Annotated in this window: 22 protein-coding genes; 13 read left to right on the top strand and 9 right to left on the bottom strand. The window is 64.4% G+C overall.

The genetic code is table 11. The annotated features are described in order from the left end of the window. Window positions 1-187 precede the first annotated feature (187 nt). A complete protein-coding gene (locus tag PQQ53_RS21065) occupies window positions 188-631 on the top strand; it encodes a CBS domain-containing protein (protein ID WP_175163344.1) in 444 nt (147 codons plus the stop codon). 365 nt (window positions 632-996) lie between these two features. Here PQQ53_RS21065 and PQQ53_RS21060 read toward each other — a convergent pair whose 3' ends face one another. Both PQQ53_RS21060 and PQQ53_RS21055 read right to left on the bottom strand, forming a co-directional pair. Then, the gene (locus PQQ53_RS21060) at window positions 997-1,338 is read right to left on the bottom strand and encodes a DUF4148 domain-containing protein (RefSeq protein WP_408325907.1); all 342 of its coding nucleotides are present in this window, start codon (window positions 1,336-1,338) and stop codon (window positions 997-999) included. 293 nt (window positions 1,339-1,631) lie between these two features. After that, window positions 1,632-2,261 (bottom strand): DNA-3-methyladenine glycosylase, encoded by a 630-nt coding sequence (locus PQQ53_RS21055; RefSeq protein ID WP_408325904.1) that lies wholly within the window; start codon window positions 2,259-2,261, stop codon window positions 1,632-1,634. A 448-nt stretch (window positions 2,262-2,709) separates the two neighbouring features. Between PQQ53_RS21055 and PQQ53_RS21050 the strand changes: the two genes are divergently transcribed. Then, on the top strand, window positions 2,710-3,060 hold the full coding sequence (locus tag PQQ53_RS21050; RefSeq protein WP_408148362.1) for a BON domain-containing protein: 351 nt from the start codon (window positions 2,710-2,712) through the stop codon (window positions 3,058-3,060). A 430-nt stretch (window positions 3,061-3,490) separates the two neighbouring features. After that, complete coding sequence (locus PQQ53_RS21045) at window positions 3,491-4,573, top strand: calcium:cation antiporter (protein ID WP_408148364.1); 1,083 nt, start codon at window positions 3,491-3,493, stop codon at window positions 4,571-4,573. A 38-nt stretch (window positions 4,574-4,611) separates the two neighbouring features. On the opposite strand, the gene PQQ53_RS21040 is transcribed toward PQQ53_RS21045, so the two are convergent. Continuing rightward, window positions 4,612-5,505 (bottom strand): LysR substrate-binding domain-containing protein, encoded by an 894-nt coding sequence (locus PQQ53_RS21040; protein WP_408157712.1) that lies wholly within the window; start codon window positions 5,503-5,505, stop codon window positions 4,612-4,614. 560 nt (window positions 5,506-6,065) lie between these two features. Here PQQ53_RS21040 and PQQ53_RS21035 point away from each other — a divergent pair. The 7 genes from PQQ53_RS21035 (at window position 6,066) to PQQ53_RS21005 (ending at window position 12,463) form a co-directional block, all read left to right on the top strand. After that, window positions 6,066-7,160 (top strand): ABC transporter substrate-binding protein, encoded by a 1,095-nt coding sequence (locus PQQ53_RS21035; protein ID WP_121321790.1) that lies wholly within the window; start codon window positions 6,066-6,068, stop codon window positions 7,158-7,160. Window positions 7,161-7,165: 5 nt separating this feature from the next. Beyond that, window positions 7,166-8,119: an ABC transporter permease gene (locus PQQ53_RS21030; RefSeq protein WP_408325930.1), complete on the top strand. Its 954-nt coding sequence runs from the start codon at window positions 7,166-7,168 to the stop codon at window positions 8,117-8,119. Continuing rightward, window positions 8,116-9,009, top strand: a complete 894-nt coding sequence (locus PQQ53_RS21025) for an ABC transporter permease (protein WP_408325901.1) — start codon at window positions 8,116-8,118, stop codon at window positions 9,007-9,009. Before PQQ53_RS21030 ends, PQQ53_RS21025 begins: the two co-directional genes overlap by 4 nt. Window positions 9,010-9,043: 34 nt before the next feature. Beyond that, entirely contained in the window at window positions 9,044-10,114 is a 1,071-nt protein-coding gene (locus PQQ53_RS21020) for an ABC transporter ATP-binding protein (RefSeq protein WP_408325898.1), read from the top strand. A gap of 76 nt (window positions 10,115-10,190) precedes the next feature. After that, window positions 10,191-11,015 (top strand): transporter substrate-binding domain-containing protein, encoded by an 825-nt coding sequence (locus tag PQQ53_RS21015; protein ID WP_408148373.1) that lies wholly within the window; start codon window positions 10,191-10,193, stop codon window positions 11,013-11,015. 42 nt (window positions 11,016-11,057) lie between these two features. Next, complete coding sequence (locus PQQ53_RS21010) at window positions 11,058-11,804, top strand: amino acid ABC transporter permease (protein WP_408157706.1); 747 nt, start codon at window positions 11,058-11,060, stop codon at window positions 11,802-11,804. Window positions 11,805-11,806: 2 nt separating this feature from the next. Next, entirely contained in the window at window positions 11,807-12,463 is a 657-nt protein-coding gene (locus tag PQQ53_RS21005) for an amino acid ABC transporter permease (protein WP_408148377.1), read from the top strand. 108 nt (window positions 12,464-12,571) lie between these two features. On the opposite strand, the gene PQQ53_RS21000 is transcribed toward PQQ53_RS21005, so the two are convergent. From PQQ53_RS21000 to PQQ53_RS20990, 3 genes are read right to left on the bottom strand one after another with little or no spacing between them, the layout of a single operon-like run. Next, window positions 12,572-13,876, bottom strand: coding sequence for a c-type cytochrome (locus PQQ53_RS21000; protein ID WP_408325895.1), 1,305 nt, complete (start codon window positions 13,874-13,876; stop codon window positions 12,572-12,574). 12 nt (window positions 13,877-13,888) lie between these two features. After that, window positions 13,889-16,132 (bottom strand): xanthine dehydrogenase family protein molybdopterin-binding subunit, encoded by a 2,244-nt coding sequence (locus tag PQQ53_RS20995; RefSeq protein ID WP_408325892.1) that lies wholly within the window; start codon window positions 16,130-16,132, stop codon window positions 13,889-13,891. Between the two features lies 1 nt (window position 16,133). Next, window positions 16,134-16,589 carry a (2Fe-2S)-binding protein gene (locus tag PQQ53_RS20990; RefSeq protein WP_408148384.1) on the bottom strand — a complete coding sequence of 152 codons (456 nt, stop codon included), beginning with the start codon at window positions 16,587-16,589 and terminating at the stop codon, window positions 16,134-16,136. Window positions 16,590-17,028: 439 nt separating this feature from the next. Here PQQ53_RS20990 and PQQ53_RS20985 point away from each other — a divergent pair, with 439 nt between their 5' ends. Together PQQ53_RS20985 and PQQ53_RS20980 are read left to right on the top strand one after the other, a co-directional pair. Then, window positions 17,029-17,427: a hypothetical protein gene (locus PQQ53_RS20985; protein ID WP_408148386.1), complete on the top strand. Its 399-nt coding sequence runs from the start codon at window positions 17,029-17,031 to the stop codon at window positions 17,425-17,427. Window positions 17,428-17,849: 422 nt separating this feature from the next. Then, complete coding sequence (locus PQQ53_RS20980) at window positions 17,850-18,668, top strand: alpha/beta fold hydrolase (protein ID WP_408148387.1); 819 nt, start codon at window positions 17,850-17,852, stop codon at window positions 18,666-18,668. A gap of 24 nt (window positions 18,669-18,692) precedes the next feature. Here the strand turns inward: PQQ53_RS20980 and PQQ53_RS20975 are convergent, their stop codons facing one another. From PQQ53_RS20975 to PQQ53_RS20965, 3 genes are all read right to left on the bottom strand, one after another. Continuing rightward, window positions 18,693-19,697 (bottom strand): peptidoglycan DD-metalloendopeptidase family protein, encoded by a 1,005-nt coding sequence (locus PQQ53_RS20975; protein ID WP_408325889.1) that lies wholly within the window; start codon window positions 19,695-19,697, stop codon window positions 18,693-18,695. Between the two features lie 649 nt (window positions 19,698-20,346). Continuing rightward, window positions 20,347-20,763 (bottom strand): hypothetical protein, encoded by a 417-nt coding sequence (locus PQQ53_RS20970; protein WP_408157697.1) that lies wholly within the window; start codon window positions 20,761-20,763, stop codon window positions 20,347-20,349. A gap of 347 nt (window positions 20,764-21,110) precedes the next feature. Then, window positions 21,111-22,271 (bottom strand): porin, encoded by a 1,161-nt coding sequence (locus PQQ53_RS20965; RefSeq protein WP_408148393.1) that lies wholly within the window; start codon window positions 22,269-22,271, stop codon window positions 21,111-21,113. A 553-nt stretch (window positions 22,272-22,824) separates the two neighbouring features. Here PQQ53_RS20965 and PQQ53_RS20960 point away from each other — a divergent pair. Beyond that, window positions 22,825-23,931: an OpgC domain-containing protein gene (locus tag PQQ53_RS20960; protein WP_408325886.1), complete on the top strand. Its 1,107-nt coding sequence runs from the start codon at window positions 22,825-22,827 to the stop codon at window positions 23,929-23,931. The last annotated feature ends 113 nt before the right edge of the window (window positions 23,932-24,044 follow it).

Raw genomic sequence — 24,044 nt, 5'->3', positions numbered from 1 at the left:
ATGTCCGTGCGCGGTGCAAGGCGCGCGGCCAAACACGGACTGCGCCGACGCTACCCGAATTGAACGCGCGACGCGCCCCAGGTATTCCCGGAGTACCGCGCCGCCGCGTCGCGCCTATACTGGAATGGCCTGTCCCTCACGACAGCGCGCCGCACCGGCGCGCTGCACTGCGAAACGGAGCCGCTCCATGACAAGCGTTGCCCAGCTTCTTAAAACGAAACCGAACAACACCGGTGTCATCACGATCGGCGTCGACGATTCCGTCTACGAGGCGATCCGGTTGATGGCCGAAAAAAGCATCGGCGCACTGGTCGTGACGGACGGCGACAGCATCGCCGGCATCATCACGGAGCGCGACTACGCGCGCAAAGTGGTGCTGATGGATCGTTCGTCGAAGGCCACGCCGGTGCGCGACATCATGAGCAAGGCAGTGCGCTTCGTGCGCCCCGACCAGACCACCGAAGACTGCATGGCCTTGATGACCGAGCGCCGCATGCGCCACCTGCCGGTGATCGAGAATGACCGGCTGGTCGGCATGGTGTCGATCGGCGACCTGGTGAAGAACATCATCGCCGAGCAGCAATTCACCATTCAGCAGCTCGAGTTCTATATTCACGGCGAACGGCCCTGATGCATGCGGCATGCTGAATGCCGCGACGCTCCGACTGCACTTCCTGTTGCGTAAAACAACGCAAAAAAAGCCCAATCGTTGCAACGGTTGGGCGAAGCTACCTTGCGGCAGCGGAGGTTCTTTGAACGGGGAAACGCGCCACGCGCGCTTCGATGCCGATGGGTGCGCGCAGCGCGGCAAAGGTGAATCGCGCGGCAACTGAATCACTTCGCGATGGTGTGCGGCCCATGAACCTCGACAGGACGCACTCCGCTGCGACGCCAAACGGCCTGGCCACGGCAGCGGGGCCTGCGATTGCACCTGCCCCGCTTCGCCCCGCTATCGGCCGGCCATGCCGGCCGGCCCTTCAACGCGGCTACTTGACCTTAGTTGCCGAAATACACCGACTTCGGTCCGGTCGTCGGCTGGAGCACGCCGCCCGCTTGCGACGAACCGCTCATCGGTGCACCGTAACCGCTCGTGTCGGCGACCGGCTGGGTCTGCGCGACGGCCGGGTTCTCAGCCTGTATACGGCGTTCGGCAGCCTGAATGTTGGCCGGATAGTTTGTGTCGTTGGTGGTCGCGGGGTTGTAGCCTGCGCGCTCCAACTGAATCAATTCGTTGCGAACATCCGCGCGGGTCACGGGTTCCTGACTCGATTGAGCGAACGAAACGACCGGGGCGGCAAGAACGGCTGCCATGGCGACTGCCTTGATGAGCGATTTCATGATGACTACCTCCAGACTTGTTTTAATTGCATCGCTTGCCACACCATGTGAGAAGCGAGTGATTTCAGTCTAGTCACCAGATCGTCGAGGGAAAACCCTTAATTTAGAGATACATAATTGCTGGATTCGCAAAAGAGCGCCGAAAATTGCAGGACGATGCGATTTACATTCCCGCGTTACGGTAATAATTGTCCGGGCCTTAATGGAGGTGTTTGACGTTTTCAAAATAACGTCTGATCTGAGCAGTTTTTGCCACGACGCGCCGCGCCATCAGTCGAATTGACGCGTGCCTTTCATGCACCGGAATGTGGCATCAGAAGCAGCTTTCTCGGGCCACTGACGAACGCACTGCCGGGTTCGAAAAATCGCAGCGGCCGATGCATCTCGCGTGACAAGCCGATGCGCGTCGTCACGCCGATAGGTGTCTCCACTGTCTCTATCACGCCGATCCACAGACCACTTCCCGTACACAGGTCGCGGCCGTCGAACGACTGGCCGATGCCGAGCGCCATCGTGAGCCGGCCGGGGCCACGCGCGAGATCGCGCAACGGCACGCCGGGACGCCGCGCTTCCATCTGCGGCAGGCCTTCGAGCGGTTCGATCGCGCGAAACAGGATGCCGGCGCCGACCTCGGGCTCTTCCGCCGACATGTTGAGCATGTACGACAGACCGTAGGTCAGACGCACATAGGCGTGGCCGGGCGCGAGGAACATCGCGCCGTTATGCGGACGGCGACCGATAAACGCATGGCTGGTCGAATCGCCGACCGGGTAGGCCTCCGTTTCGACAATCCGTCCGCTGATACGCCCCTCCGGCAGATCATGGACGAGATATTTGCCGATCATGAAGCGCGCCAGTTCGATCGTATCGACCGGAAGATCGTCACGCGTTAATGGCCGGATGGGCAGCAACTCATTTCGCATGCATTCGATTCCTGATTTTGAAGCAGGCGGCATAACAGCATTTAAGCGTTCACAAAGCGCGATTCCCGGTTTATTCCCAAAGGTTGGGATAAAACCGCCGCCACTTGAGAAGAATAGCGAGATCACACGCAAAACGGCCTGGTTAATCAGCGATACAACGCCATCGAACTGTTTCCATCAACCGATTCGTTGTAGCAAAGCCTCATTTCGGGATAGCCCTCCTTCAACATGGCACTAATTGCTGTATCGTTCTCTCCGGCCTGTTGCACAGCCTTTTTGCTGGCGTGGACGCGCTTGTCTTCGGTTCGCGCAAAATCGGCATACAGATTGAAAGCTTCCGCAGGACCTGCAGTTCGGTTCCATTCAGATTTGATTCCGATTCACTCGTTGGTGTAGCAAATCGTCCCCGTCCGGGGACTGCGTACTTATGACAATAGGAGAAAGTTGAATGAAAGCATTTCCGGCAATCAAGGTGATCGGCGGCGCGCTGATCGTTCTGGCGTCCATCAATGCCTACGCGCAAACCGCCGATGCCGCGTCCCCCGCGTCTGCGGCGCCGACCGCCAAGCAGACGAAGCAGGCTAATCGCGCGCTGCAACGCAAGGTCCGCAGCGCGTTGTCCAAGACGAAAGGCCTGAGCGTCTCGAACATCACCGTGCGCGCGCGCGGCGGCGACGTGACGCTGGCCGGTTCGGTGCCGGAAGCAGCGCAACTCGACATCGCCACGAACGCTGCGAAGTCGGTGGCTGGCGTGACGTCGGTGAAGAACGCGCTGACGATCCGTGCTGAAGGACAATAAGCAGATCGATCTGCGGTAACGCAACGAGCGGGCGCCAGTATCACTTCGCATGATATTGGCCCCGCGCCTGGCTCGAACCCCTATCCGTCCGTGCCGCGCAGGTGCGATTCGCCCGGCGCCCCGTATCTTGCGCAGCCGCTGCGCACGCGACATCCCCACTACGCGGTCTTGCGTAACAAAATCCTGCTGCAAGAGAGAAGCCCCGTTTGCGCGCTGGCAGCCCGACCCTTGGGCAATGCGGCGAGCATCTGCAATGGGTTGACGCTGTCTGACACAACATCAGCCGGTCCGTTTAGATTATCCTTTATAATTTAATACGTTAGCGCGCATTGTTGATCAATTGGTTTAGCCTTTTACCAGCTTCGCCAGCTTTGCCAGCTCCGGGCGACGTGGATCGCCCAGCCACGAACACGCATGACAGGACGCACGAATGACCAAGCCCTCGACCGTTTTGCCTCGCTGGACCATTGCCGCGCCCTTCATCGCGTGGATCGTGCTCGGCGCCGCGTATGCGATGCCGGGCAATGCGCTGCTGCTCGCACTCGTGGGCGTGGCGCTGTGCGCGGCGGTCTTTACCGCGGTCCATCATGCGGAAGTGGTCGCCCATCGCGTCGGCGAGCCGTTCGGCACGCTGGTGCTGGCGGTGGCCGTCACCGTGATCGAGGTGGCACTGATCGTTTCGGTGATGCTGACCTCCGGCCCCGAGAAAGCCGGTCTGGCGCGCGACACGGTGTTCGCCGCGGTGATGATCGTGTGTAACGGGATCGTCGGCCTCTGCCTGCTGGTGGGTGGCATCCGCCATCTGGAGCAGGACTTTCAAAGCCGCGGCGCGGCCGCCGCGCTGGCGGTGCTCGCGTCGCTGTCCGTGCTGACGCTGGTCATGCCGAACTTCACGACAACCAACGTCGGCCCGATCCTGTCGTCGTCGCAACTGGCGTTCGCCGGCATCTCGTCGCTGGTGCTGTATTGCGTGTTCGTGTTCGTGCAAACCGTGCGTCACCGCGATTATTTCCTCGCCGGCGTGCCCGACGAAGACGTTCACGCCGCGCCGCCGAGCGTCGGCCTCGCGCTGGTGAGCGGCGGCCTCCTGCTGGTGTGCCTCGTCGCCGTGGTGCTGCTGGCGAAGGTGCTGTCGCCGGTCGTCGAGACCGCGGTGCAGAACGCGGGGGCGCCGCCGGCCGTGGTGGGTATCATCATCGCCGCGCTGGTGCTGCTGCCCGAAGGGCTTGCCGCCGTGCGCGCGGCGCGCGCCGACCGCTTGCAGAACAGTCTGAATCTCGCGCTCGGCTCAGCGCTGGCGAGTATCGGGCTGACCATTCCGACTGTGGCCGGCGTGTTTCTGTACACCGGTCAGCCGCTCGTGCTCGGCATCAACGGCAAGGAAACCGTGCTGCTCGCGCTGACGCTGGTGGTCGGCACCCTCACGCTGAGCACCGGCCGCACGACGATTCTGCAAGGCGCCGTGCACCTGTCGCTGTTCGCGGCGTATCTGTTCCTATCGTTCGCACCTTGAGGCAGCGACAGGCAGGCAGCGGCCGACGGGCCGCCGTCCTACTCTTCCCAATGCGCGGCGATCCAGTCGCGAAACAGGTTCAGCTTCTGCTGATGCGCAACAGAATCCGGATAAACGAAGTAGTAACGCCAGCCGGTCTTGAGCACCATCTCGAACGGACGCACGAGGCGCCGCGCGGCGACGTCCTCGTCGATTAGCGCGAGATCGCTGATCGCAACCCCGAAGCCCTGCAAGGCGGCGTTGGTCGCCATGTCGAGCGTATCGAAACTCGGGCCGTGTTCGGCGTCGACCACCTGGGCATCCGCGGCCTCTGTCTCGGCTATCCTGGCGAGCCACATCTTCCAGTCGCGATGATCGCGGGTGGGATGCAGCAGCGTGTGCCGCGCGAGGTCGGCCACCTGCGCGAGCGGCTTGTCCTTGAGCAGGTCGGGCGCGCAGACCGGCGTCAGACGCTCCTCGAACAACGGCACCGCCTGCACGTCCGCACCGGGCGACGACGCATAGATGATCGCGGCGTCGAACGGCTCGCTCTGGAAGTCGACCGCGTGCTGCCAGGTCGTGGTGATCTGCACATGCAGATCGGGGTACTCGGCCTGGAAGCGCATGATCTTCGGCAGCATCCAGCGCATCACGCAGGTCGGCACTTTCAGCGCGAGATCCGTGCGTTGCCGCGTGAGGCGCAGCGAAATCTCCTCGATGCGGGCAAAGCTCTCCTTCACGGCCGGCAGCAGCATTTCGCCTTCGGCGGTCAGCGTCAGGCCTTTCGCGTGGCGCTTGAAGAGCGGAAACTTGTAGTAGTCCTCGAGCGCGATGATCTGCCGGCTAACTGCGCCTTGCGTGAGGCACAGGTGGTCGGCGGCGCGCGTGAAACTGCGGTGGCGCGCGACGGTTTCGAAAATCTGCAGCGCGTTGAGCGGCGGAAGACGTCGCATCGTGATATCCGGAATCAGAAAAAGTCATTGCTCGGGCGTCGCGGCGCGGGCCGCCGGCGTGTCCGTCAAGCCCACAGGATACGCGATCGGCACTCGCCGCACGAGAGGCCGGCAGGCAAACCCGCATGCGTTCGATGCATGGCGCACCCGGCTGCGCGCGATCCACCGCGCATTCTGCACCGGCACGGGGCAACGCGCCGCACCGGCCGCACCAGAACCGAGCTTTCCTCATACCTCCGCGCGAGTCGGAGCATCGCGCAAAGCATGGACGTTAACCCGCATGCGCCGCTGTCGCGGCTCCGCCAGAGGTTGAGCCGATATCCGCACCACGATCACGCAAGCGCCTTCGCATGAGCTTACGTCATACCGCCCATGCGCATATTTCGTTTGGCGGGGGATTTTGGCAAACCTAGAGTGCATCCACACAGGACACACAACGCATCAGACACGCAGCGTGTGCCGACGAGAATGCAAACGGGCAACGCCAACAAGCGGCGCTCCAAACCGCAGCGGTCACAGCGACTATCACCAGCAACAGGCGTTCATCACAGGAGACCGCCATGCAAGAGATCAAACGGGCCAGAAGGCAGGTCATCAAAACGATCGGCGCGGCGTTAGCCGCGTCCACATTGCCGATGCCGTTCGTCAACCTGCGCGCCCAGGAGCAGAACTTCAGCGGCAAGACGCTGCGCCTGCTGACCTGGTCGGACGACACCGGCGCGGCCGCGCTGCGCAACATCGCCGCGAGCTTCACGGCCAAGACCGGCGCCAAGGTGATTGCCGATCGCGCCGACGGCACCTCCGGCATGGTCGCCAAAGTCAAGGCCGCGGGCGAGCGCCCCACTTACGACGTCATCACGCTCGCCGGCGTCGGCGCGGCGGGTCTCGGCGACGCAGGCCTGCTGATGAAGCCCGATCTCGACAAGCTGCCGAACCTCAAGGAAGTCGCGCCACAATATCGCACCGGCGCGAACGGCTTCGGCGTCGGCTATCTGTTGTGGTCGGACGGGCTGATCTACAACACGGCGACGGTCAAGACCGCGCCGACCTCGTATGAAGCGCTGTGGGACCCGAAGTACGCCGGCCGCATTTTCCTGCCGCCGCCTGAATGGGCCGAAGCGGTGGACCTCGCGATCATCGCCGCGAAGATGAACGGCGGCTCGCAGCAGAACATCGAGCCGGGCTTCAAGAAGCTGATGCTGCTGAAAGACCGCGTGATGACGCTCGGCGAGAACCCGAACCAGGTGGCCGACCTGTTCCGCACCGGCTCGCTCGACATCGGCGGCATCTATTCGCCGGCCTTTTTCCCCGACCAGATCCGCAAGCCCGAGTACAAGATGGGCGTGACCTACGGGATGAAGGAAGGCTTCGCCACGCAACTGATGTTCACGGTGATTCCGAAATCGCATCCGGGCGACAGCGACCTGATCCACGCGTTCATCAATCATTCGCTCGACGCGGGCGTGCAAGGCCGCATGGCCGCTGACGTGCTGAACGGCCCGGTCAATTCGAAGGCGGTGATTCCCGCCGCGAGCCGCGCGTTCGTGCCGAGCCCGCAGCAGATCGCCGAGAAAGCCGTACTGCACGACGACAAGGCGCTCGCCGTGGTGCAGCCCGCCTGGATCAAGCGCTACACCGAAATCTTCTCGGCATGACAGCGATGCTCGCGCGCTTTTCGCGGCGTGCTTCGGCGGCATCGGGGCCGGCTTTGGAGCCGACGCCCGGCGCCGGCTTCAGCGGTCCCGAGCAGCCCGCCGCCACCGCCATGGCGAAGGCGCGGCCGTGGCTGCTGCTTACGCCGATCCTGCTGTTTCTCGCGCTGCTCGGCGCGGCCGCGCTGGTCGTGCTGCGCATGAGTTTCGGCACGCCGGGCCACGAATGGCGCGGCTTCACGCTGCAAAATTACGCGGACCTGCTCGACGGCTATTTCATGAAGTCGCTCTGGCTCACATTGCGGCTCGCGTTTCAAAGCATGATCTGTGCGGTCGCGCTGGCGATTCCGGTCGCGCTGGCCATGGCGCGCACGAAGTCGCGGCTCGCGCGCCGGCTGCTGCTCGCCGGCGTGCTGCTGCCGCTGCTCGTCAATCTGCTGCTGCAAGGCTATGGCTGGCTGATCATTCTCGGGCCGGCGGGTCTGCTCAATCACGCGCTGCTCGCGAGCGGCCTCGTCGAACGTCCGGTGATGTGGCTGTATCGCGAGCATGGCGTGTTGCTCGGCCTGATCCAGACCGCGTTTCCGCTTGCCGTGCTGCCGCTGTCGAGCGCCATGCGCGCGGTCTCGATCTCCTATGAGGAAGCCGCCGCGACGCTCGGCGCGACGCGCTGGCAAACGCTGCGTCACGTGCTTTTGCCGCTGGCGATGCCCGGCCTCGTGTCGGGTGCGCTGCTGGTGTTCGCCTACAACGCGAGCGCGTTCGCCGTGCCGCTGCTGCTCGGCGGACGGCGCGTGCCGATGCTCGCCGTGCTGGTCCACGACCAGGTCGCGCCGTTGCTCAACTGGCCAGCGGCGTCCGCCTCGGGTGTCGTGCTGATGATCGCCACGCTCGCGGTGATGGCGCTGTCGCAGCGCCTCGTGCGCCGCACCCAGCGTCTCTCAGGGGAGTCTCAAGCATGAGCACGCCGCTGCCCACTCCGCGTTTGCCGGCGCACTCGCCGCGTTTTCCGTTCCTGCCGCGTCTGCCGGACACGATGCCCGGCCAGCTCGGCCGCGCCACCGCCCTGCTCGCCGCGCTCGTGCTGTTCCTCGCCGCGCTGCCGATCCTCACGATGATCACGATGTCGTTCAGCGCGGCCGACACGCTCGAATTTCCGCCGCACGCGTTCAGCCTGCACTGGTATCGCGCCGCGTGGCACAGCTTCGTGTCGCCGGATGCGAGCGACTCGCTGTCGATGGGCGCCGCGTTGACCACGAGCCTCGTCGTCGCGCTCTCGACGATGCTGATCGCCACGCTCGTCTCGGTGCCGGCCGCCTACGCGCTGAGCCGCTACCGCTTTCGCGGCAAGCCCGCGGTCGAACAGCTGGTCGCGCTGCCGCTCGTCTATCCGCTGGTGATGCTCGGGCTGTCGCTGCTGCTGGTGTTCAACGTGCTGCCGGTCGAACTCGGCGTGTTCCGCCTGATCATCGCGCACGTGATTCTGGCCCTGCCGTTCACCGTGAAAAATTGCGCGGCGTCGGTCGCGTCGATCGGCCCGGAGTTCGAAGAGGCCGCCTGCGTGATGGGCGCAAGCCCCAGCCGTGCGCTCGTCGACGTGATCCTGCCGCTGATGCGCCCCGGCATTCTCGCCGGCATGCTGTTCGCGTTCATCGTCTCGTTCAACGAGTTCACGGTGACCTTCTTCCTGTACGGCATCGATACGATGACGCTGCCCGTGTGGCTCTACAGCCGCACGGTGTCGTCGCTCGATCCGACCGTGTTCTGTTTCGCCGTCGTCATCGTCGCGATCGACTTCGCGCTGATCTGGCTGCTCGAAAAGCTGATCGGCGACGAAGGGGTCGCACTGTGAACGCGCGCCCGACATCACTTTGCTGGAGCCTCCGATGACCCATCTGACCTTGCAGGCCGTGACCCGCCGCTTCGGCGCGGCGCACGCCGTCGACAACGTCGATCTGAGCGTGCCCGACGGCAAGCTGGTGTGTTTTCTCGGCCCGTCCGGTTGCGGCAAGACCACGCTGCTGCGGATGATCGCGGGCCTCGAAACGCCGAGCTCGGGCAGCATCCAGTTCGCCGGCCGCGACATCACGCGGCTGCCGGCCAACCAGCGCGACTTCGGCATGGTGTTCCAGTCGCTCGCGCTGTTTCCGCACATGACGGTCGCGCAGAACGTCGCGTATCCGCTGAAGCTGCGCAAGACCGGGAAGGATCAGCAGACGCGCCGCGTCGCCGAACTGCTGGAGCTGATCCAGTTGCCGCATATGGCGAACCGCCCGGTCACGCAACTCTCGGGCGGCCAGCGCCAGCGCGTGGCAATTGCGCGCGCGATCGCCTCGCAGCCGAAACTGCTGCTGCTCGACGAGCCGCTCTCCGCACTCGACGCCAAGCTGCGCGAGGCGATGCAGGTGGAAATCCGCCTGCTGCAACAGCGCCTCGGCATCACGACGATCATGGTCACGCACGATCAGCGCGAAGCGATGACGATGGCCGATGAAATCGTCGTGATGGAAAAAGGCCGCATCGCGCAGGTCGGCAAGCCGCTCGACATCTATCGCGAGCCGGTCAGCGAGTTCGTGGCCGACTTCATCGGGCTCGGCAATATCCTGCCGGTCACATACGATGGCGCCGGCGGCGTGAGCCTGCCGGGCGGCCGGCGCATCGCGCTCGCGCCGGGCGCGCGCGTGCCGGAGTCCGGCACCGGCCTGCGTTTGCTGATCCGGCCGGAAGACATCTGCGTGAAGACCACGCCGGCAGCCGCCGACGACGCCCCGAACCGGCTCGCCGGCACCGTTACGTTCATTCGCGACGTGGGTGCGTCGCTCGAAGCGACCATCGACTGCGCAGGCTTCACACTGACCGCCGCGACCACGCCGCGCGAAACGCCGGGGCTCGCGCCCGGCTTGCCGGTGGTCGCGCAGTTGCCACCGCACGCGTGCAAGCTGATCGCCGCGCACTGAGTACACTCGCGCCGGGCCGCTTGCCGCCACCCATTCCAACACCAACGCTTCACACGCTTTCGACAGAGGACACATCATGAACCAGCGCCCCGTTGCCCACTCGACCACCCGCCGCGTGTTCGCCACGCTCGCCGCGACGCTCGCCTTCACCGCCGCCGGCGCACTGTGCGCGTTGCCGTCGGCCGCGCATGCCGACGCCCTCGACAACATCGCGAAGTCGGGCACGGTGCGCGTCGGCGTGTTCATGGACTATCCGCCGTTCGGCTCGATCGGTCCGGACATGAAGCCGATGGGCTACGACATCGACGTCGCGAACCTGATCGGCAAGACGCTCAACGCCAAGGTCGAACTCGTGCCGGTGACCGGCGACAATCGCATGGCGTACCTCGCCGACCATAAGGCCGACATGCTGCTGTCGGTCGGCCAGACGCCGGAGCGCGAAAAGGTGATCGACTTCTCGCAGCCGTACGCGCCTTACTACCTCGCCGTGTTCGGCCCGAAGTCGCTGCCGGTGAAGAGCGCCGCGGACCTCGCCGGCAAGTCGATCTCGGTTGCGCGCGGCACGCTCGAAGACCTGAGCGTGACGAAGATCGCGCCGCCCAGCGCCAACATCAAACGTTTCGACGATCCGAACGGCGCAATTTCGGCGTTTCTTTCTGGTCAGGTACAGTTGATGGTGGTCGGCAACGACGTCGGCGCGACGATTCTCGCGCGTCACCCGGCGAATGATCCGGAGCAGAAGTTCTCGCTGTTCAGCTCGCCGGATCACGTCGGCCTGAACAAGAACGAGCCGCGTCTGAAAGCGAAAGTCGACGAAACGATTGCCAAGGCGCGCAAGGACGGCACGATGAATGCGATTTCGCAGAAATGGCTGCGCGCGCCGCTGCCCGCCGACCTTTAAACCATTTCCGCGGAGTTTCGACCTCACGATGAGCGGCACCTCATGACCTATGCGTTCGATTTCAGCGGCTTCGACCTCTATGCGGGGATGCTCGTGCGCGGCGCCGCCGTCACCTTGGGGCTCACCGCCGTTTCGACCGTGCTCGGCGGCGTCGTCGGGATCGGCGGGGCGAGCATCGCGGTGGCCGGGCCGAAGTGGGCGCGCTGGCTGGTGGCAAGCTACGTCGAACTGATCCGCAACACGCCGTTCATCGTGCAGTTGTTCTTCGTGTTCTTTGGCTTGCCGAGTCTCGGCATTCACATCGACGAAATCCAGGCCGCGATTCTGGCGATGACCGTCAACCTCGGCGCGTACGCGATCGAGATCGTGCGCGCCGGCATCGATTCGATTCCGCGCGGCCAGGTGCAGGCGGCCCAGGCGCTCGGCCTGCACGGACGGCAGGTGTTCCGCCATGTCGTGCTGCCGCAGGCGATCGCCAACGTGTTCCCCGCGCTGCTGAGCCAGGTGCTGATCGTGATGCTCGGCTCCGCGGTGGTATCGCAGATCTCGGTGCCCGACCTGACCTATGCGGCCAACTTCATCCAGTCGCGCAACTTCCGCTCGTTCGAGAGCTACGTGATCATCACCGCGGTCTATCTGCTGATGTCGATCCTGTTGCGGCAACTCATCAACCGCTTTGGACGCGGCCTGTTCGCGGGCCGCACCGCGCGCGGCAACGACACTGCACCGCGTAGCTGGCGCAGCCGCCTGATGTGGCGCGGCACCCGCACCCTGCCGACGGAGCGCTGATCATGATCGAATTCACGCTGTGGGACATTGCCCGCAATCTGTTGCTCGCCGCCCGCTGGACCGTGCTGCTGTCGTTGATCGCGTTCGTCGGCGGCGGCGTGGTCGGGCTGCTGTTGCTCGCGATGCGCGTGTCGCCGATCGCGTGGCTGCGCCGCATCGTCGTGCTGTACGTGGAAGTGTTTCAGGGCACGCCGCTGCTGATGCAGCTGTTTCTGGCGTTCTTCGGCTTGCCGCTGCTCGGCGTCGATGTATCGCCCTGGGTCGCGGCGACCGTCACGTTGACGCTTTACACGAGCGCGTATCTGGTCGACATCTGGCGCGGCTGCGTCGAAGCGGTGCCGCGCGGCCAGTGGGCCGCGGGCGCGAGTCTCGGCATGACGTTCAGCCAGCAGTTGCGCTATATCGTGTGGCCGCAGGCGCGCAAGATCGCCGTCGCACCGACGGTCGGTTTTCTCGTGCAGGTGGTGAAGAGCACCGCGCTCGCGTCGATCATCGGCTTCACCGAGCTGACCAAGACCGGCACGATGATCACCAACGCGGCATTCCGTCCGTTCCCGATCTACGGCATGGTCGCGATGATTTACTTCGCGATGTGCTTCCCGTTGACGTGGTACGCACGCGTGCTCGAAAAGCGGCAGAAGATCGGGCAGCATCGCTGACATTGGCGGAGCGCTCCGCCCCCTGCCAATAGAAAAGCGGCAACCGTGCAGAACACGGTTGCCGCTTTTTTCGTCGATCGCGGCGGGTTATCGCCCCGCCGCAAAGGCTTAACGCGCCGCTTGCGTCGACTTGCGCAGCTTCGCCACTTCGGCCGCACTCACCGCCGGCGCGTCGTTGTTCCAGCCGGCCCGCACGAAGCTCAGCACGTCGGCGATCTGCTGGTCGTTGAGCACCGGCGCGAACTTCGGCATCGGGAACGCCGCGGGCACGCCGCCGATCACGAGGTCGCCGGTGCCGTTCAACGTGACATTGATCAACGACGACGCGTCCTTCTCCAGCACGTTCGGATTGCCGGCCAACGGCGCCATCATCGGTGCGAAGCCGCGTCCGTCGGCGCCGTGACAGTGCATGCAATACGCCGTATAGACACGCGCGCCGGCATCGTTCGCGGGACGGTTCAACGACACCTTCGTCTTCTGCGGATCATACGCATACGGCACCGCGCCGCTGCCGCCCGCCGGCGGTAGCGACTTCAGGTAGCTCGTCATCGCGGCGATGTCGGCGTCGCTCATATGCTGCGTGCTGTTGTTGATCACGCTGGTCATCGAACCGAACGCCGACGCGTGGCGATTCGCACCGGTCTTCAGGAATGCGTGCACGTCCTCATCGTTCCAGCGGCCCAGCCCGACGTTGTGCTCGCCGGTCAGGTTCGACGCGAACCAGCCGTCGAGCAGACCGCCGGTCAGGAACGCGCTGCCGCTTTCATCGAGCGCCTTCTCCTGGAACGCGACGCCGCGCCGCGTATGGCACGAGCCGCAGTGCCCGAGGCCCTGAATCAGATACGCGCCGCGATTCCATGCGGCGTCCTTGCCCGGCTTGTCCTGATAGGCGCCCTTCTCCAGGAACGCCATGTTCCAGAACTTCAGCGGCCAGCGCATGTTCAACGGCCATTTGATGTCGGGCTCGCGGTTCGCCTGCTGCACCGGCGTCACGCCGCTCATGAAGAACGTGTAGAGCGCTTTCATGTCCTCGTCGTTGATCTTCGCGTACGACGGATACGGCATGGCCGGGTACAGGTTGTGGCCGTCTTTCGCGACGCCTTCGCGCATCGCCCGCGTAAAGTCCTCCTGCGTATAGCCGCCGATGCCGGTCTGCGGATCGGGCGTGATGTTGGTGGTGTAGATCTGCCCCATCGGCGTCGTCATCGGCAAGCCGCCCGCGAATGGCTGGCCCTTCGGCGCCGTGTGACAGGCCACGCAATCGCCGATCTTCGCCAGATAGGCGCCGCGTTGCAGCAGCGCCGGGTCCGCCGCATGCGCGGGCGTGGGCGCGGCCGCATGAGCCGGCGCTTGGGCGATGAACGGCAGCGCCACGCACAGCGCCGCGCTGAAACCCTTCAGTGTGTTTTTCATGGTCGGCTCCGGTCAGGCGGTTTGCAGTTGGCTGCCGACCGGCAATTGCCGCAGCCGCTTGCCCGTAGCCGCGAAAATCGCATTGGTCAACGCGGGCGCGAGCGCCGCCGTACCGGGTTCGCCGATGCCGCCGGGCGCCTCGCCACTCTTCACGATATGCACGTCGATCGGCGGCGTCTGGTCGATACGCAGCATGCGGTAGTCCGTGAAGTTGTTCTGCTCGACACGGCCGTCCTTGATCGTGATCTCGCTATAGAGCGCCGCCGTGATGCCGAAAATGATGCCGCCCTGCACCTGTGCTTCGATCGTGTTCGGATTGACCACCATCCCGCAGTCCACCGCGCACACGACGCGTTTGACCGCGACTTCGCCCTGATCGACCGCGACGTCGACGACGATCGCAAAGAAGCTGCCGAACGCGTGCATCACGGACACGCCGCGTCCTTGCCCCTTCGGCAGCGCGCTGCCCCAACCCGCCGCCTGAGTCGCGACGTTGAGCACGTTCAACGCGCGCGGTGTTTTACCGAGCAGGTCCTGACGGTACTTGACCGGATCGATCTTCGCCTGCGCGGCGAGTTCGTCGATGAAGCTCTCCACCACGAAGGTGCCGCGCGTCGGCCCCACGCCGCGCCAGAAGGCGGTGGGCACCGCGTGCGGTTCCTGGCGCACATAGTCGACCAGCTGATTCGGCAAATCGTACGGCAGGTCCGACGCCACTTCGACGGCGTCGGGGTCGAGCCCGTTCTTGAACGCGGGCGGCGCGAAACGCGCCATGATCGACGAACCGACGATGCGGTGCTGCCACGCGACCGGCTTGCCGTTCGCGTCGAGCCCGGCCGAGATCTTGTCGTAGTAGTACGGCCGGTACATGTCGTGCTGGATGTCTTCTTCGCGCGTCCACAGCACCTTCACCGGCGTCGAGACCTGCTTGCCGACCTTGACCGCCTGCGTGACCATGTCGAACTCGAGCCGCCGCCCGAAACCGCCGCCGATCAGATGGTTGTGCACGACGATCTTGTCGGCGGGCAGACCGGTGACCGCGACCGCCGCGTCCACCACGCGCGTCGGCACCTGCGAGCCGAGCCACACATCGCAGCCGTCGGCGCGCACGTGCACCGTGCAGTTGATCGGCTCCATCGTCGCGTGGGCGAGGAACGGTTGCTGATACACGGCATCGACGCGCGACTTCGCGTTGGAGAAGGCCTGGCCGACGTCGCCCTCCTTACGCGCGACCGCGCCGTTGCGCTGCGATGCGTCGGCGAGATCGCCGACGATCTGCTTCATCGAAATGTTCGCGCCCGCGCCTTCGTTCCACTTGATGTCGAGCGCCTGCAGACCGCGCCGCGCCGCCCATGTGTGATCGCCGATCACCGCGACCGCGTTGTCGATCTTGACGACCTGCCGCACGCCGGGGATTTTCCTCGCGTTGGTATCGTCGACGCTCGCCAGCGTGCCGCCGAATACCGGGCAATTCGCGATCGCCGCATAGACCATGTCGGGCACCCGCACATCCAGCCCGAACAGCGCGGTGCCGTCCACTTTCTCTGGCGAATCGAGGCGCTTCACCGGTGTGCCGATCAGCTTGAAATCCTTCGGGTCTTTGAGCGGCACGTTCTGCGGCACGGGCAGTTTGGCCGCGGCTTCCACGAGCTGGCCGTAGCCGATGCTGCGATTGCTGGCCGAATGGATCACCTGGCCGCCCTGCGCGTGGCAGCTCGCAGGCTCGACCTGCCACTGCTGCGCGGCCGCGTCGACCAGCATGACGCGCGCGGTCGCGCCGGCGCGGCGCATCGGCTCCCAGGCAAAGCGGATCGACGTCGAACCGCCGGTGAGCTGGCCGCCGAGCAGCGGGTCCATGAAGAGCTTTTCGTTGGGCGGCGCGTGATCGAGCGTGACCGCATCGAGCGGCGTTTCGAGTTCTTCGGCGATCAGCATCGGGATCGACGTATAAACGCCCTGGCCCATCTCGACTTTTGGAATCACGAGCGTGACCTTGCCCGCCGTATCGATCTGGATGAAGGCGTTCGGCGCGAACACGCCGCTTTGCGGCGTTTCGACCGCATCGCCGCCGACCACCGATTTACCGCCCTTCTGATCCTGGCTCGCGGCCGGCAGGCTGAAGCCGAGCAGCAAGCCGCCGCCGGCCGCCGCGCCGACCGTCACGCCAAATTTCAGAAACGTGCGGCGCGAAATGCCACCCGCGCCACTTTGCGAGGCCCCCGCGCCGTTCTGTGCATCGAGCAATCCCTGAGACATCTCACACCCCCTTCGCGGCTTGCTTGATCGCCGCGCGGATGCGGTTGTACGTCCCACAGCGGCAGATGTTGCCGGCCATTGCGGCGTCGATATCCGCGTCGGAGGGATTGGGGTTGCTCGCGAGCAGCGAAGCCGCCGACATCACCTGCCCCGACTGGCAGTAGCCGCATTGCACGACGTCCAGTTGCCGCCATGCCTGCTGCACCTTCTGCCCCGCGGGCGTGTTGCCGACCGCTTCGATCGTGACGACTTTGCGCTCGCCGACCGCCGCCGCCGGGAACACGCACGAGCGCACCGCGACGCCGTCGAGATGCACGGTGCACGCGCCGCATTGAGCGATGCCGCAACCGAACTTGGTGCCGGTCAGGCCGACGAGATCGCGCAGCACCCACAGCAAGGGCATGTCGGGTGGCGCGTCGACGGTATGGGTCTCACCGTTGATGTTGAACGTTGTCATGTACGGCTCCGAGTGGGGTTTATTGTTTGTGAGGCTATTTAGACAGAGGCGGCGAACCAAAACGTAAAGAATTGTCGTGGTTATTCGACGAGCCAAACTAATATGCGATGTGACTCGCCTGGCAATCGGCCTGCGGATGCGAACGGCAGATGATGCGGCGCGCATGCGCCGGAACGGACCGGTAAATTGTAGCCGCGTAAAAAGAAGTTCGCCGTGTAGCCGGCCACGCTGCGTTGCGGCATGCGGCATGCGGCCTTCGCCGGCGCAGAATGCGTACTTGAAACGGGAGTGGAATCGATGCGTTAGTATCGGCGCATCCACACGAGCGGACGCGTCTTGCACGAACATGCGGTGCGCCGCTCAATCAACGGCGGACGATTTTGTTAGCATGAGCCGATTGCCGGCGCGATCCGGCCAGACCCTCCGAAGGAGCAGCACGATGAACGACCAGCAATGCACTCAATTCCTCTCGGACATTCGCCGACCCCTCCTCTCGCTGCACAAGGCCATTCTCGATCACGAACGCGCGGCATATGAGAAGGAATTCGGCCCGGTGACGCCCGCGGCCTTTCTGCAAGTGCTGATCAACGGCTCGGGGTTTCGCTGGCTCACGCCGTTGTCGACGGTCATTGCCAGCGTCGACGAAATTCTCGACGACAAGGAAGCCGACGCGACCGATCGGCTCGCCGCAGCGGAAGCGGTGACCGGCCTGTTCTCGCCCGATCAGCCGAACAACCAGTTCCTGCCGCGCTACCTGCCGCTGTTGCAGGCCGATCCGGCGATCCTGCATCACCACGGCCAGGTGTCGCAGCTGTTGCGCGGCGTTCAGGCGAAGTAAGAGACACGAGGCGGCAGTACGGCGGCGCATCACATCGACTCGACTCACGATGATCGCGCCGCCGACTCCCGAATTTCCTCACCGTTGAAAAGCGGCCTTTCGAACGACGCAATGCTGTCCATTCGAACACGGCCTGCGCTTGCACCCGATCGATTACTTCGTGCTTCGGTCCCCGGCCTTAAAAATACCCCCCGTTTCAAGCCAATTTCTGCCCGATTCGTAAGAGTGCGGGTTGCAAACGCCGTTGGCCGATCATTCAAACATTGCCGTAATCGCACCATCTGCGAATTTGCCTGGTTTTGCTGAACAAAACAAAGGTGAGCTTCTGCGGGAGCCATTCGCTGCCGCCTACGAAAAGGCGCGCTGCACGTTCGACGTTCCCCTGCTAAGGTAAGCAGACCTTCTTTGCGACGCCCATCGCCATGCAAACCTGGCCGCTCCCCGAAAGCTATACGTTCCGCGATCAAACCGTGCGCTATGGCGTCACCGGCAACGGTCCGCCGCTGGTGCTGGTTCACGGCACGCCGTTCTCTTCGTATGTGTGGCATCGCATTGCCGCGCATCTCGCGCTGACGCGCACGGTCCATTACTACGATCTGCTCGGCTATGGACAATCGGAGCAGCGCGACGCACAGGACGTGTCGCTCGGAATCCAGAACGTGTTGCTCGCGGAACTGCTCGCGCATTGGAAGCTGGAGAAGCCGGACGTCGTCGCACATGATTTCGGCGGCGCGACTTCGCTACGCGCGCATCTGCTGAACGGCTGCGAGTACCGTAGTCTCACGCTGATCGATCCGGTCGCGGTTGCGCCATGGGGTTCGCCGTTCGTGCGGCATGTGCGCGAACACGGCGACGCGTTCGCCGGGCTGCCGCCTTATATTCACGAAGCGGTGGTGAAAGCGTATGTGCGCGGCGCGATCGCCCGCGAGATCCCGGACGATGAACTCGCGCCTTATGTGACGCCGTGGCTCGGCGCCACGGGACAAGCGGCCTTCTACAGGCAGATCGCGCAGATGGACCAGCGCTACACCGACGAAGTCGAAGCGCGTTATGCGCAACTGCGCTGTCCGGTGCAGATTCTGTGGGGCGAGAAAGACCAGTGGATACCGCTCGAACGCGGCCGCCAGCTGGCCGCCGCGATTCCGTCCGCGCGCTTTCAGACGGTGCCGAACGCCGGCCACCTGATGCAGGAAGACGCGCCGGAGGCGATCGTCGCCGCGGCGCTGCGCTGGTTCGTCTGACGGCGCGCGAGCGGTCCGTGCCCGTTAGCCGCGCCCTTGTGGGAGATACGGCAGCGGATCGATCGGCTTGCCGTCGTGGCGCAACTCGAAACCGACGGACACGCGCGAGTTGTTTTCGTCGCCCATCTCCGCGATCTGTTGTCCTTGCCGCACGATGTCGCCGATCTTGACCAGCAGCTTGCGGTTATGCGAGTACGCGGTCAGAAAGTCCTTGTTGTGCTGGACGATGATCAAGCTGCCATAGCTGTTCAAGCCTGTGCCGGCGTACATCACGCGGCCGTCGGCGGCGGCGCGCACAGGGTCACCCGGCTTGCCGCCGATCTCGATCCCGCGCGTTTCGCCCGGCTGGAATGCTTCGACCACGCGGCCGCCCGCGGGCCACGCCAGCGCGACACCATTCGCGTGCCGGGTGGTTTGCTGCATGACTTCGCGCGCCTGTTCGGCGGTGGGCGAGCCTGCCGTGGACGGGTTCGCGGTGGACTGCGCCGAGCCCGGCGCCGCTGCTTGCTGCGCCGCCGAAGCCGAAGCAGCCGGTGCGGAACTCGAAGCGGAAACCGCGGCGGCTTTCGCAGCCAACGCCGCCTTCGCATTGGCCGCATTGGCCGCATTGGCCGCATTGGCCGCATTCACCGCCCGCACCGTTTCCGGCGACGCGACATGCAGCACCTGCCCCAGCTTCAGCCGCGACGATGCCTTCAATCCGTTCCACGTCTGCAACTGTTTGACGCTGCAATGATGATGCTGCGCGATGCGCGACAGCGTATCGCCACGCTTGACCCGATAGACTAGCGGCGGCGACTTCCTGAGCGACGCACCCTCGTCGCCGCTCATCGCGACAGGCGTGCCCGCTGACGCGGCATTGGAAGCCGACGCGGCTACGCCAGCCGGCACGCCGGACGCAGCCGCCGGGCTCACCGCCACGCCGTTCTGCGCGTCCTGCTGCCCCACATTCGCACAACCACTCACTGCCAGCGCGACCCACACGCCGGCCAGGCTGGCCATCATCGTTCTGTCGAAACGCCTCGTCATCTTTGTTCGACTCCTGCCTTATTCATGGGCGGGCCGGATGCCGCCATGTCGCCTGCAATGCGCGCGGTCTTACGCTGCGCGGCCTGCTTCGCGACACGGCGAGGCCGCCTCGTGCGACGCTCATCCTGTGCCCTGCCGACCAACCCCACCTTGACGCTGACCGGAACAGCCGGTCTCGAGCGCGAAGGGCCAGATTGCTGATCAAAATTCCAGCGGAATTGTAAAGGGCGCTTTAACAAAAACGTCTCTTCACGAACACTCTGATACAAACATTACTCACGTATTTCCGGGACGCGTTGGCACCCGCCATGGTGTGTGCAGCGGCGAACTCCTTTCGAGTACACGGCGGCGTCGCGTCCGCGGTCGCCGGCGACGGGTTGCGCGCGGGTATGCGCGGACCGAACACGTCCGATTTGCCTCGCTCGTGGGAATGACCACCGGAGCGCGCATCGCGATGCGCGGCAATCGCGCCATCGCGCGTCGTGTCCCGTGATCCGACGATCACCTTTGCCTTAACGGCAGGTCGCCGCCGGAACTTGAATCGCCGTGAGTCGCAGCGGCGAGCGCGGAGCGCAGAATGCGTCCGCAAGTGGAGAGGCGGCCGTCGGCATCGACGAACTCGCCTGACTTCGATGATGAAACGTGGGCACTAGCTGTAGTACTCTCCCGCGTACTTCACATACCCCACCGGATGATGCGTGAAGTGAAGCACCGGCAGGACGGGATTCGAATTGTCGGCGGTCGGATAAGCGCTGGCTTCGGAGATATATTCGCCTTGCGCTTCGATCGGCTGCCCCGCCTGGAGGCCGGGGATTTCCTGCGCCAGTCCCTCGTTGTCGCCGAAACGCACGGCGACGAAGACCTCCGTGCCCACCAGATTTTGCGTCCCGCCCTCGAACTTCAGCACCTTGTCGACCCTGATGACGAAATGCTGGTGATTGGCGCCGTGGTGATTATCAGGGCTGTCGAACACCTTGGCGATCGTGCCTTGAACGCACGCGAGCGGCGCGCCCAGCGAATGCACATAACGATGATGCGGAAGTATCTGTGTCGCGCGATTACTCATGAAGTCTCCGTGCAAAAAAAGCGGGCTTGTCTACGACAAACGAAACGCGCGGCTGCCGGGCGGCGACCGCGCGATACTGTTTGAGCGAGCTGTGCCGCGCGAGTTCATCGCGCGGGACCATTGCGCGGGACCATTGCGCGAAGCCGGCAGCACGCTCGCCGGTTGAACGCGAGCAAACGAACCGCACGCCTTTGACGAGCCGGCCCAAGCGATTTCAGGAAGCATCCGAGATGGCGAAGAAAGCCAAAGAAAATAGGCTTACGGCTCTTTTGACGTCAGCGCTGCCCGACTAAGGCACGAGCGCATCGCGTCATGAAACACCGAGATGAATCACCGCAGCGGCTTGCCTAGAATTTATGCCGGATCGCCGCGCGCACCACGACCTGCTTCGACGTCGACGAAGGCGACTGGGTGCCGGGAATGAACGCGTAGTCGAGAATCGAATAGGTCTGGTCGCCCGTGACCTGCTGATACTCGCCCTGAATATAGACATCGGTGCGTTTGGACAGGTTGTAATCCGCCATCAGGCCGAACGAGTGAATGCGCGGCTTCACGCCGCCGTTCGACGCGTCGTAGGTCTCCATCGTGTACACGTACTGCGCGCCGACGAACAGCATCGGCGAAATCTGATACTTGCCGTTCACCTCGAAGTTCTGATACTTCAGCGAGTTCAGCAGCACGCCCGGCGGCACGAGCGGCGTGGTGCCGAGATAGCCGTTGCCGGTCGGATTCAGATAGTTCGAGTTGGTGTAGACGAAGCCCGCCGTCGCCGGACCGAAGGTATAGGTAATGCCGCCGCCGAACACGCGCATGCGGGCCGCGATGAAACCGGCGTCGTTCGCGGTGATCGCACCACTCGCGCCATTGCCAGGGTTGTCGGCCTGGAGATACGCCGCAGCAACCAGCAAGCCGGCATATGCATACTGGCCGCCAATGCTGTATGCGCGATTGTTCGCGAAGCCGGTGTCGTTGCTGAAGCTGTAGGTGCCGCCGAACTGGAAGCCGGAGATCGACGGGCTGGCGTACTTGACCGTGTTGTCGAGACGGAATGTGTTGTCGGTGTTGTCGTTGTCGAGCGGGTGCGAAAACAGCGTGCCGGCCCAGTTGCCGTTGGCGGTGGTCTGCGCCAGATAGTCGACCACCGAATCGTACTGGCGGCCCAAGGTCAGCGTGCCGTACGGCGCCGAACTCAAGCCGACGTAGGCCTGACGGCCGAACATCCGGCCGCCCTGCGCGAGCCGCCCGGAATTCAGGTCGAAACCGTTCTCGAGCTGGAACACGGCTTTGAGGCCGCCGCCGAGTTCCTCGGCGCCTCTCAGGCCCCAGCGGCTGCCTTGCGCGAAACCGCTCGACAGTTCGTAGACGTGGCCCCGGCCGACATTGTTGGTGTAGTTGATCCCCTCGTCGATCACGCCATACAGCGTGACGCTGGTCTGTGCGTCGGCGGACGCGGCAAAAGTGGCGGACACAGCGGTGGAGACAGCCAGCGCGAACACTTGCTTGTTCATGATGATCTCCCTGCACTCGAGTAATCGGACAACTCGATCCGGCCGCTTTTTCTGCTGGCGCTTCCGGGCACTTCGACAGTGCTGCTCACGACCCCGCCGCGCTTTTGGGAAATCCTCACACGCCGTTTGCTGGCCGTCCATTGGGGGTCGCTTCGATATCTCAAAATGTTGCGAAATCTCCACTGTGTGCGGCTGCCACTTTTTTCCCGGCCCCCGTTCAGGTAGGCGGCACAGCACGGTCCGCGCGAAGTCGCCAACGCTGGCCGAGCTCGCGCCTTGCGCCGTCCGCTGCGGCTTTGTCACGGAAAGAAATATAATGGCGGGTTCTTGCGGCGGCGCAGCGGAACTCCGCGCCGTCCTCCGGGGTCTTTTTAGTGCCCCTGACACCGCGCCTTGCGAGGCCGGTCGAACGCGGCGACGTGGGTCACGATGTAAAGCCCGACATGGGTCGATACCCGCCGCAGCACTGAATCAATCCAATTCCAAAGCCTTGTGAGACGCCCGCCGCGCTGCATCAGCGCGCCGTCGCACGGGGCTGCCTTCGGCGCAAACAATGCAACCTTCATCCTCACGCCTGATCGAGCTGGACTTTTTCCGCGGCCTGGTCCTGCTGATCATCGTCGTCGACCACATCGGCGGCAGCATCCTGTCGCGCTTCACGCTGCACGCCTACGCGTTGTGCGATGCCGCCGAAGTCTTCGTGTTCCTCGGCGGCTTCGCTACCGCCACGGCCTACGTGACGCTCGCCGAACGGCGCAACGAGACGATCGCGCGTAGCCGCTTCCTGCGGCGTTCGCTGGAAATCTATCGTGCGTTCCTCGTCACCGCGGGGTTGATGCTGCTGGTCAGCGCAGTGCTGAGCGCGTTCAGCATCGACGGGCCGAATCTCGCCACCACCGATCTCGACGATCTGATCGCCACGCCCGTCGGCGCGCTGCGCGACATCCTGCTGTTGCGCCGCCAGCCCTATCTGGCTTCAGTACTGCCGATGTACGCGTTCTTCGCGCTGCTGGTGCCGATGATCCTGCCGCTCGCGCGCAGCAAGCCATGGCTGCTGCTGGCCGGCAGCGTCGCGCTGTGGGCCGGCGCACCCGCGATCGACGCCTACCTGCCCGCCGCGCCGGACATGCATTGGGACTTCAACCCGTTCGCGTGGCAGCTGCTGTTCGTGCTCGGCGTGCTCGCGCGATGCCAGCCGGTTTATCAGCGCGTCAGCGCGCATCACCTCAGCTGGATCGTCAGCCTGAGCGCGTTCGCGGTGGTGGCCGGCGCGGCCTATTTCAAGCTCTTCATCCATCTCGAGCCGCTCGACGCCAGCCTCAAGCAGAATCTGTCCTGGCTGCGGGCAGGCAACTTCCTCGCCATCGCCTGGCTCGTCGCCAATCTGATCGAGCTCGGCTGGGCGAAGAAGCTCGCCCAGTGGCTGCCGTGGGTCGGCGTGATCGGGCGCAAAGGGCTGCTGTGCTTTGTCGCCGGCGCGGTGATCTCGCTGGTGGTCGACTCGGTGCTGTATGCGGCGACCGACGGCTATCTGAACTATCCCCTCGGCCTGCTTGCCGACCTGATCGCGGTCGGCGCCCTCTTCGCCGTCGCGCTGGGCGTGGCGCCGCTCAAGCGCTTCGTCGGACGCTTCGTCGGCGCGCTCGGGACGTCGTCCTGAGCCGTGCGCGCGCAGCAGCGCGGGTGACGCGCCTCTTCCGCTTCCCGCCTGCACCGCCTACGCTCGAATCGGCCTCAAATCGGCCTCAGATCGGCCGCCGATGCTGATAGCAT

This window comes from Paraburkholderia strydomiana (assembly GCF_046030495.1).
In the GTDB taxonomy this organism is placed as follows: Bacteria; Pseudomonadota; Gammaproteobacteria; order Burkholderiales; family Burkholderiaceae; genus Paraburkholderia; species Paraburkholderia strydomiana_A.
This window is presented reverse-complemented; position numbering and strand designations above follow the sequence as displayed.

Excerpts from the sequence above, each read along its gene's own strand:
- PQQ53_RS20980 (WP_408148387.1), top strand. The coding sequence starts at position 17,850 with ATGCAAACCTGGCCGCTCCCCGAAAGCTATACGTTCCGCGATCAAACC.
- PQQ53_RS21065 (WP_175163344.1), top strand. The coding sequence starts at position 188 with ATGACAAGCGTTGCCCAGCTTCTTAAAACGAAACCGAACAACACCGGT.
- PQQ53_RS21015 (WP_408148373.1), top strand. The coding sequence starts at position 10,191 with ATGAACCAGCGCCCCGTTGCCCACTCGACCACCCGCCGCGTGTTCGCC.
- PQQ53_RS20995 (WP_408325892.1), bottom strand. The coding sequence starts at position 16,132 with ATGTCTCAGGGATTGCTCGATGCACAGAACGGCGCGGGGGCCTCGCAA.
- PQQ53_RS21025 (WP_408325901.1), top strand. The coding sequence starts at position 8,116 with ATGAGCACGCCGCTGCCCACTCCGCGTTTGCCGGCGCACTCGCCGCGT.
- PQQ53_RS21060 (WP_408325907.1), bottom strand. The coding sequence starts at position 1,338 with ATGAAATCGCTCATCAAGGCAGTCGCCATGGCAGCCGTTCTTGCCGCC.
- PQQ53_RS20985 (WP_408148386.1), top strand. The coding sequence starts at position 17,029 with ATGAACGACCAGCAATGCACTCAATTCCTCTCGGACATTCGCCGACCC.
- PQQ53_RS20960 (WP_408325886.1), top strand. The coding sequence starts at position 22,825 with ATGCAACCTTCATCCTCACGCCTGATCGAGCTGGACTTTTTCCGCGGC.
- PQQ53_RS21005 (WP_408148377.1), top strand. The coding sequence starts at position 11,807 with ATGATCGAATTCACGCTGTGGGACATTGCCCGCAATCTGTTGCTCGCC.
- PQQ53_RS20975 (WP_408325889.1), bottom strand. The coding sequence starts at position 19,697 with ATGACGAGGCGTTTCGACAGAACGATGATGGCCAGCCTGGCCGGCGTG.
- PQQ53_RS20970 (WP_408157697.1), bottom strand. The coding sequence starts at position 20,763 with ATGAGTAATCGCGCGACACAGATACTTCCGCATCATCGTTATGTGCAT.
- PQQ53_RS21050 (WP_408148362.1), top strand. The coding sequence starts at position 2,710 with ATGAAAGCATTTCCGGCAATCAAGGTGATCGGCGGCGCGCTGATCGTT.
- PQQ53_RS21040 (WP_408157712.1), bottom strand. The coding sequence starts at position 5,505 with ATGCGACGTCTTCCGCCGCTCAACGCGCTGCAGATTTTCGAAACCGTC.
- PQQ53_RS21035 (WP_121321790.1), top strand. The coding sequence starts at position 6,066 with ATGCAAGAGATCAAACGGGCCAGAAGGCAGGTCATCAAAACGATCGGC.
- PQQ53_RS21000 (WP_408325895.1), bottom strand. The coding sequence starts at position 13,876 with ATGAAAAACACACTGAAGGGTTTCAGCGCGGCGCTGTGCGTGGCGCTG.
- PQQ53_RS21045 (WP_408148364.1), top strand. The coding sequence starts at position 3,491 with ATGACCAAGCCCTCGACCGTTTTGCCTCGCTGGACCATTGCCGCGCCC.
- PQQ53_RS21030 (WP_408325930.1), top strand. The coding sequence starts at position 7,166 with ATGCTCGCGCGCTTTTCGCGGCGTGCTTCGGCGGCATCGGGGCCGGCT.
- PQQ53_RS21020 (WP_408325898.1), top strand. The coding sequence starts at position 9,044 with ATGACCCATCTGACCTTGCAGGCCGTGACCCGCCGCTTCGGCGCGGCG.
- PQQ53_RS20990 (WP_408148384.1), bottom strand. The coding sequence starts at position 16,589 with ATGACAACGTTCAACATCAACGGTGAGACCCATACCGTCGACGCGCCA.
- PQQ53_RS21055 (WP_408325904.1), bottom strand. The coding sequence starts at position 2,261 with ATGCGAAATGAGTTGCTGCCCATCCGGCCATTAACGCGTGACGATCTT.
- PQQ53_RS20965 (WP_408148393.1), bottom strand. The coding sequence starts at position 22,271 with ATGAACAAGCAAGTGTTCGCGCTGGCTGTCTCCACCGCTGTGTCCGCC.
- PQQ53_RS21010 (WP_408157706.1), top strand. The coding sequence starts at position 11,058 with ATGACCTATGCGTTCGATTTCAGCGGCTTCGACCTCTATGCGGGGATG.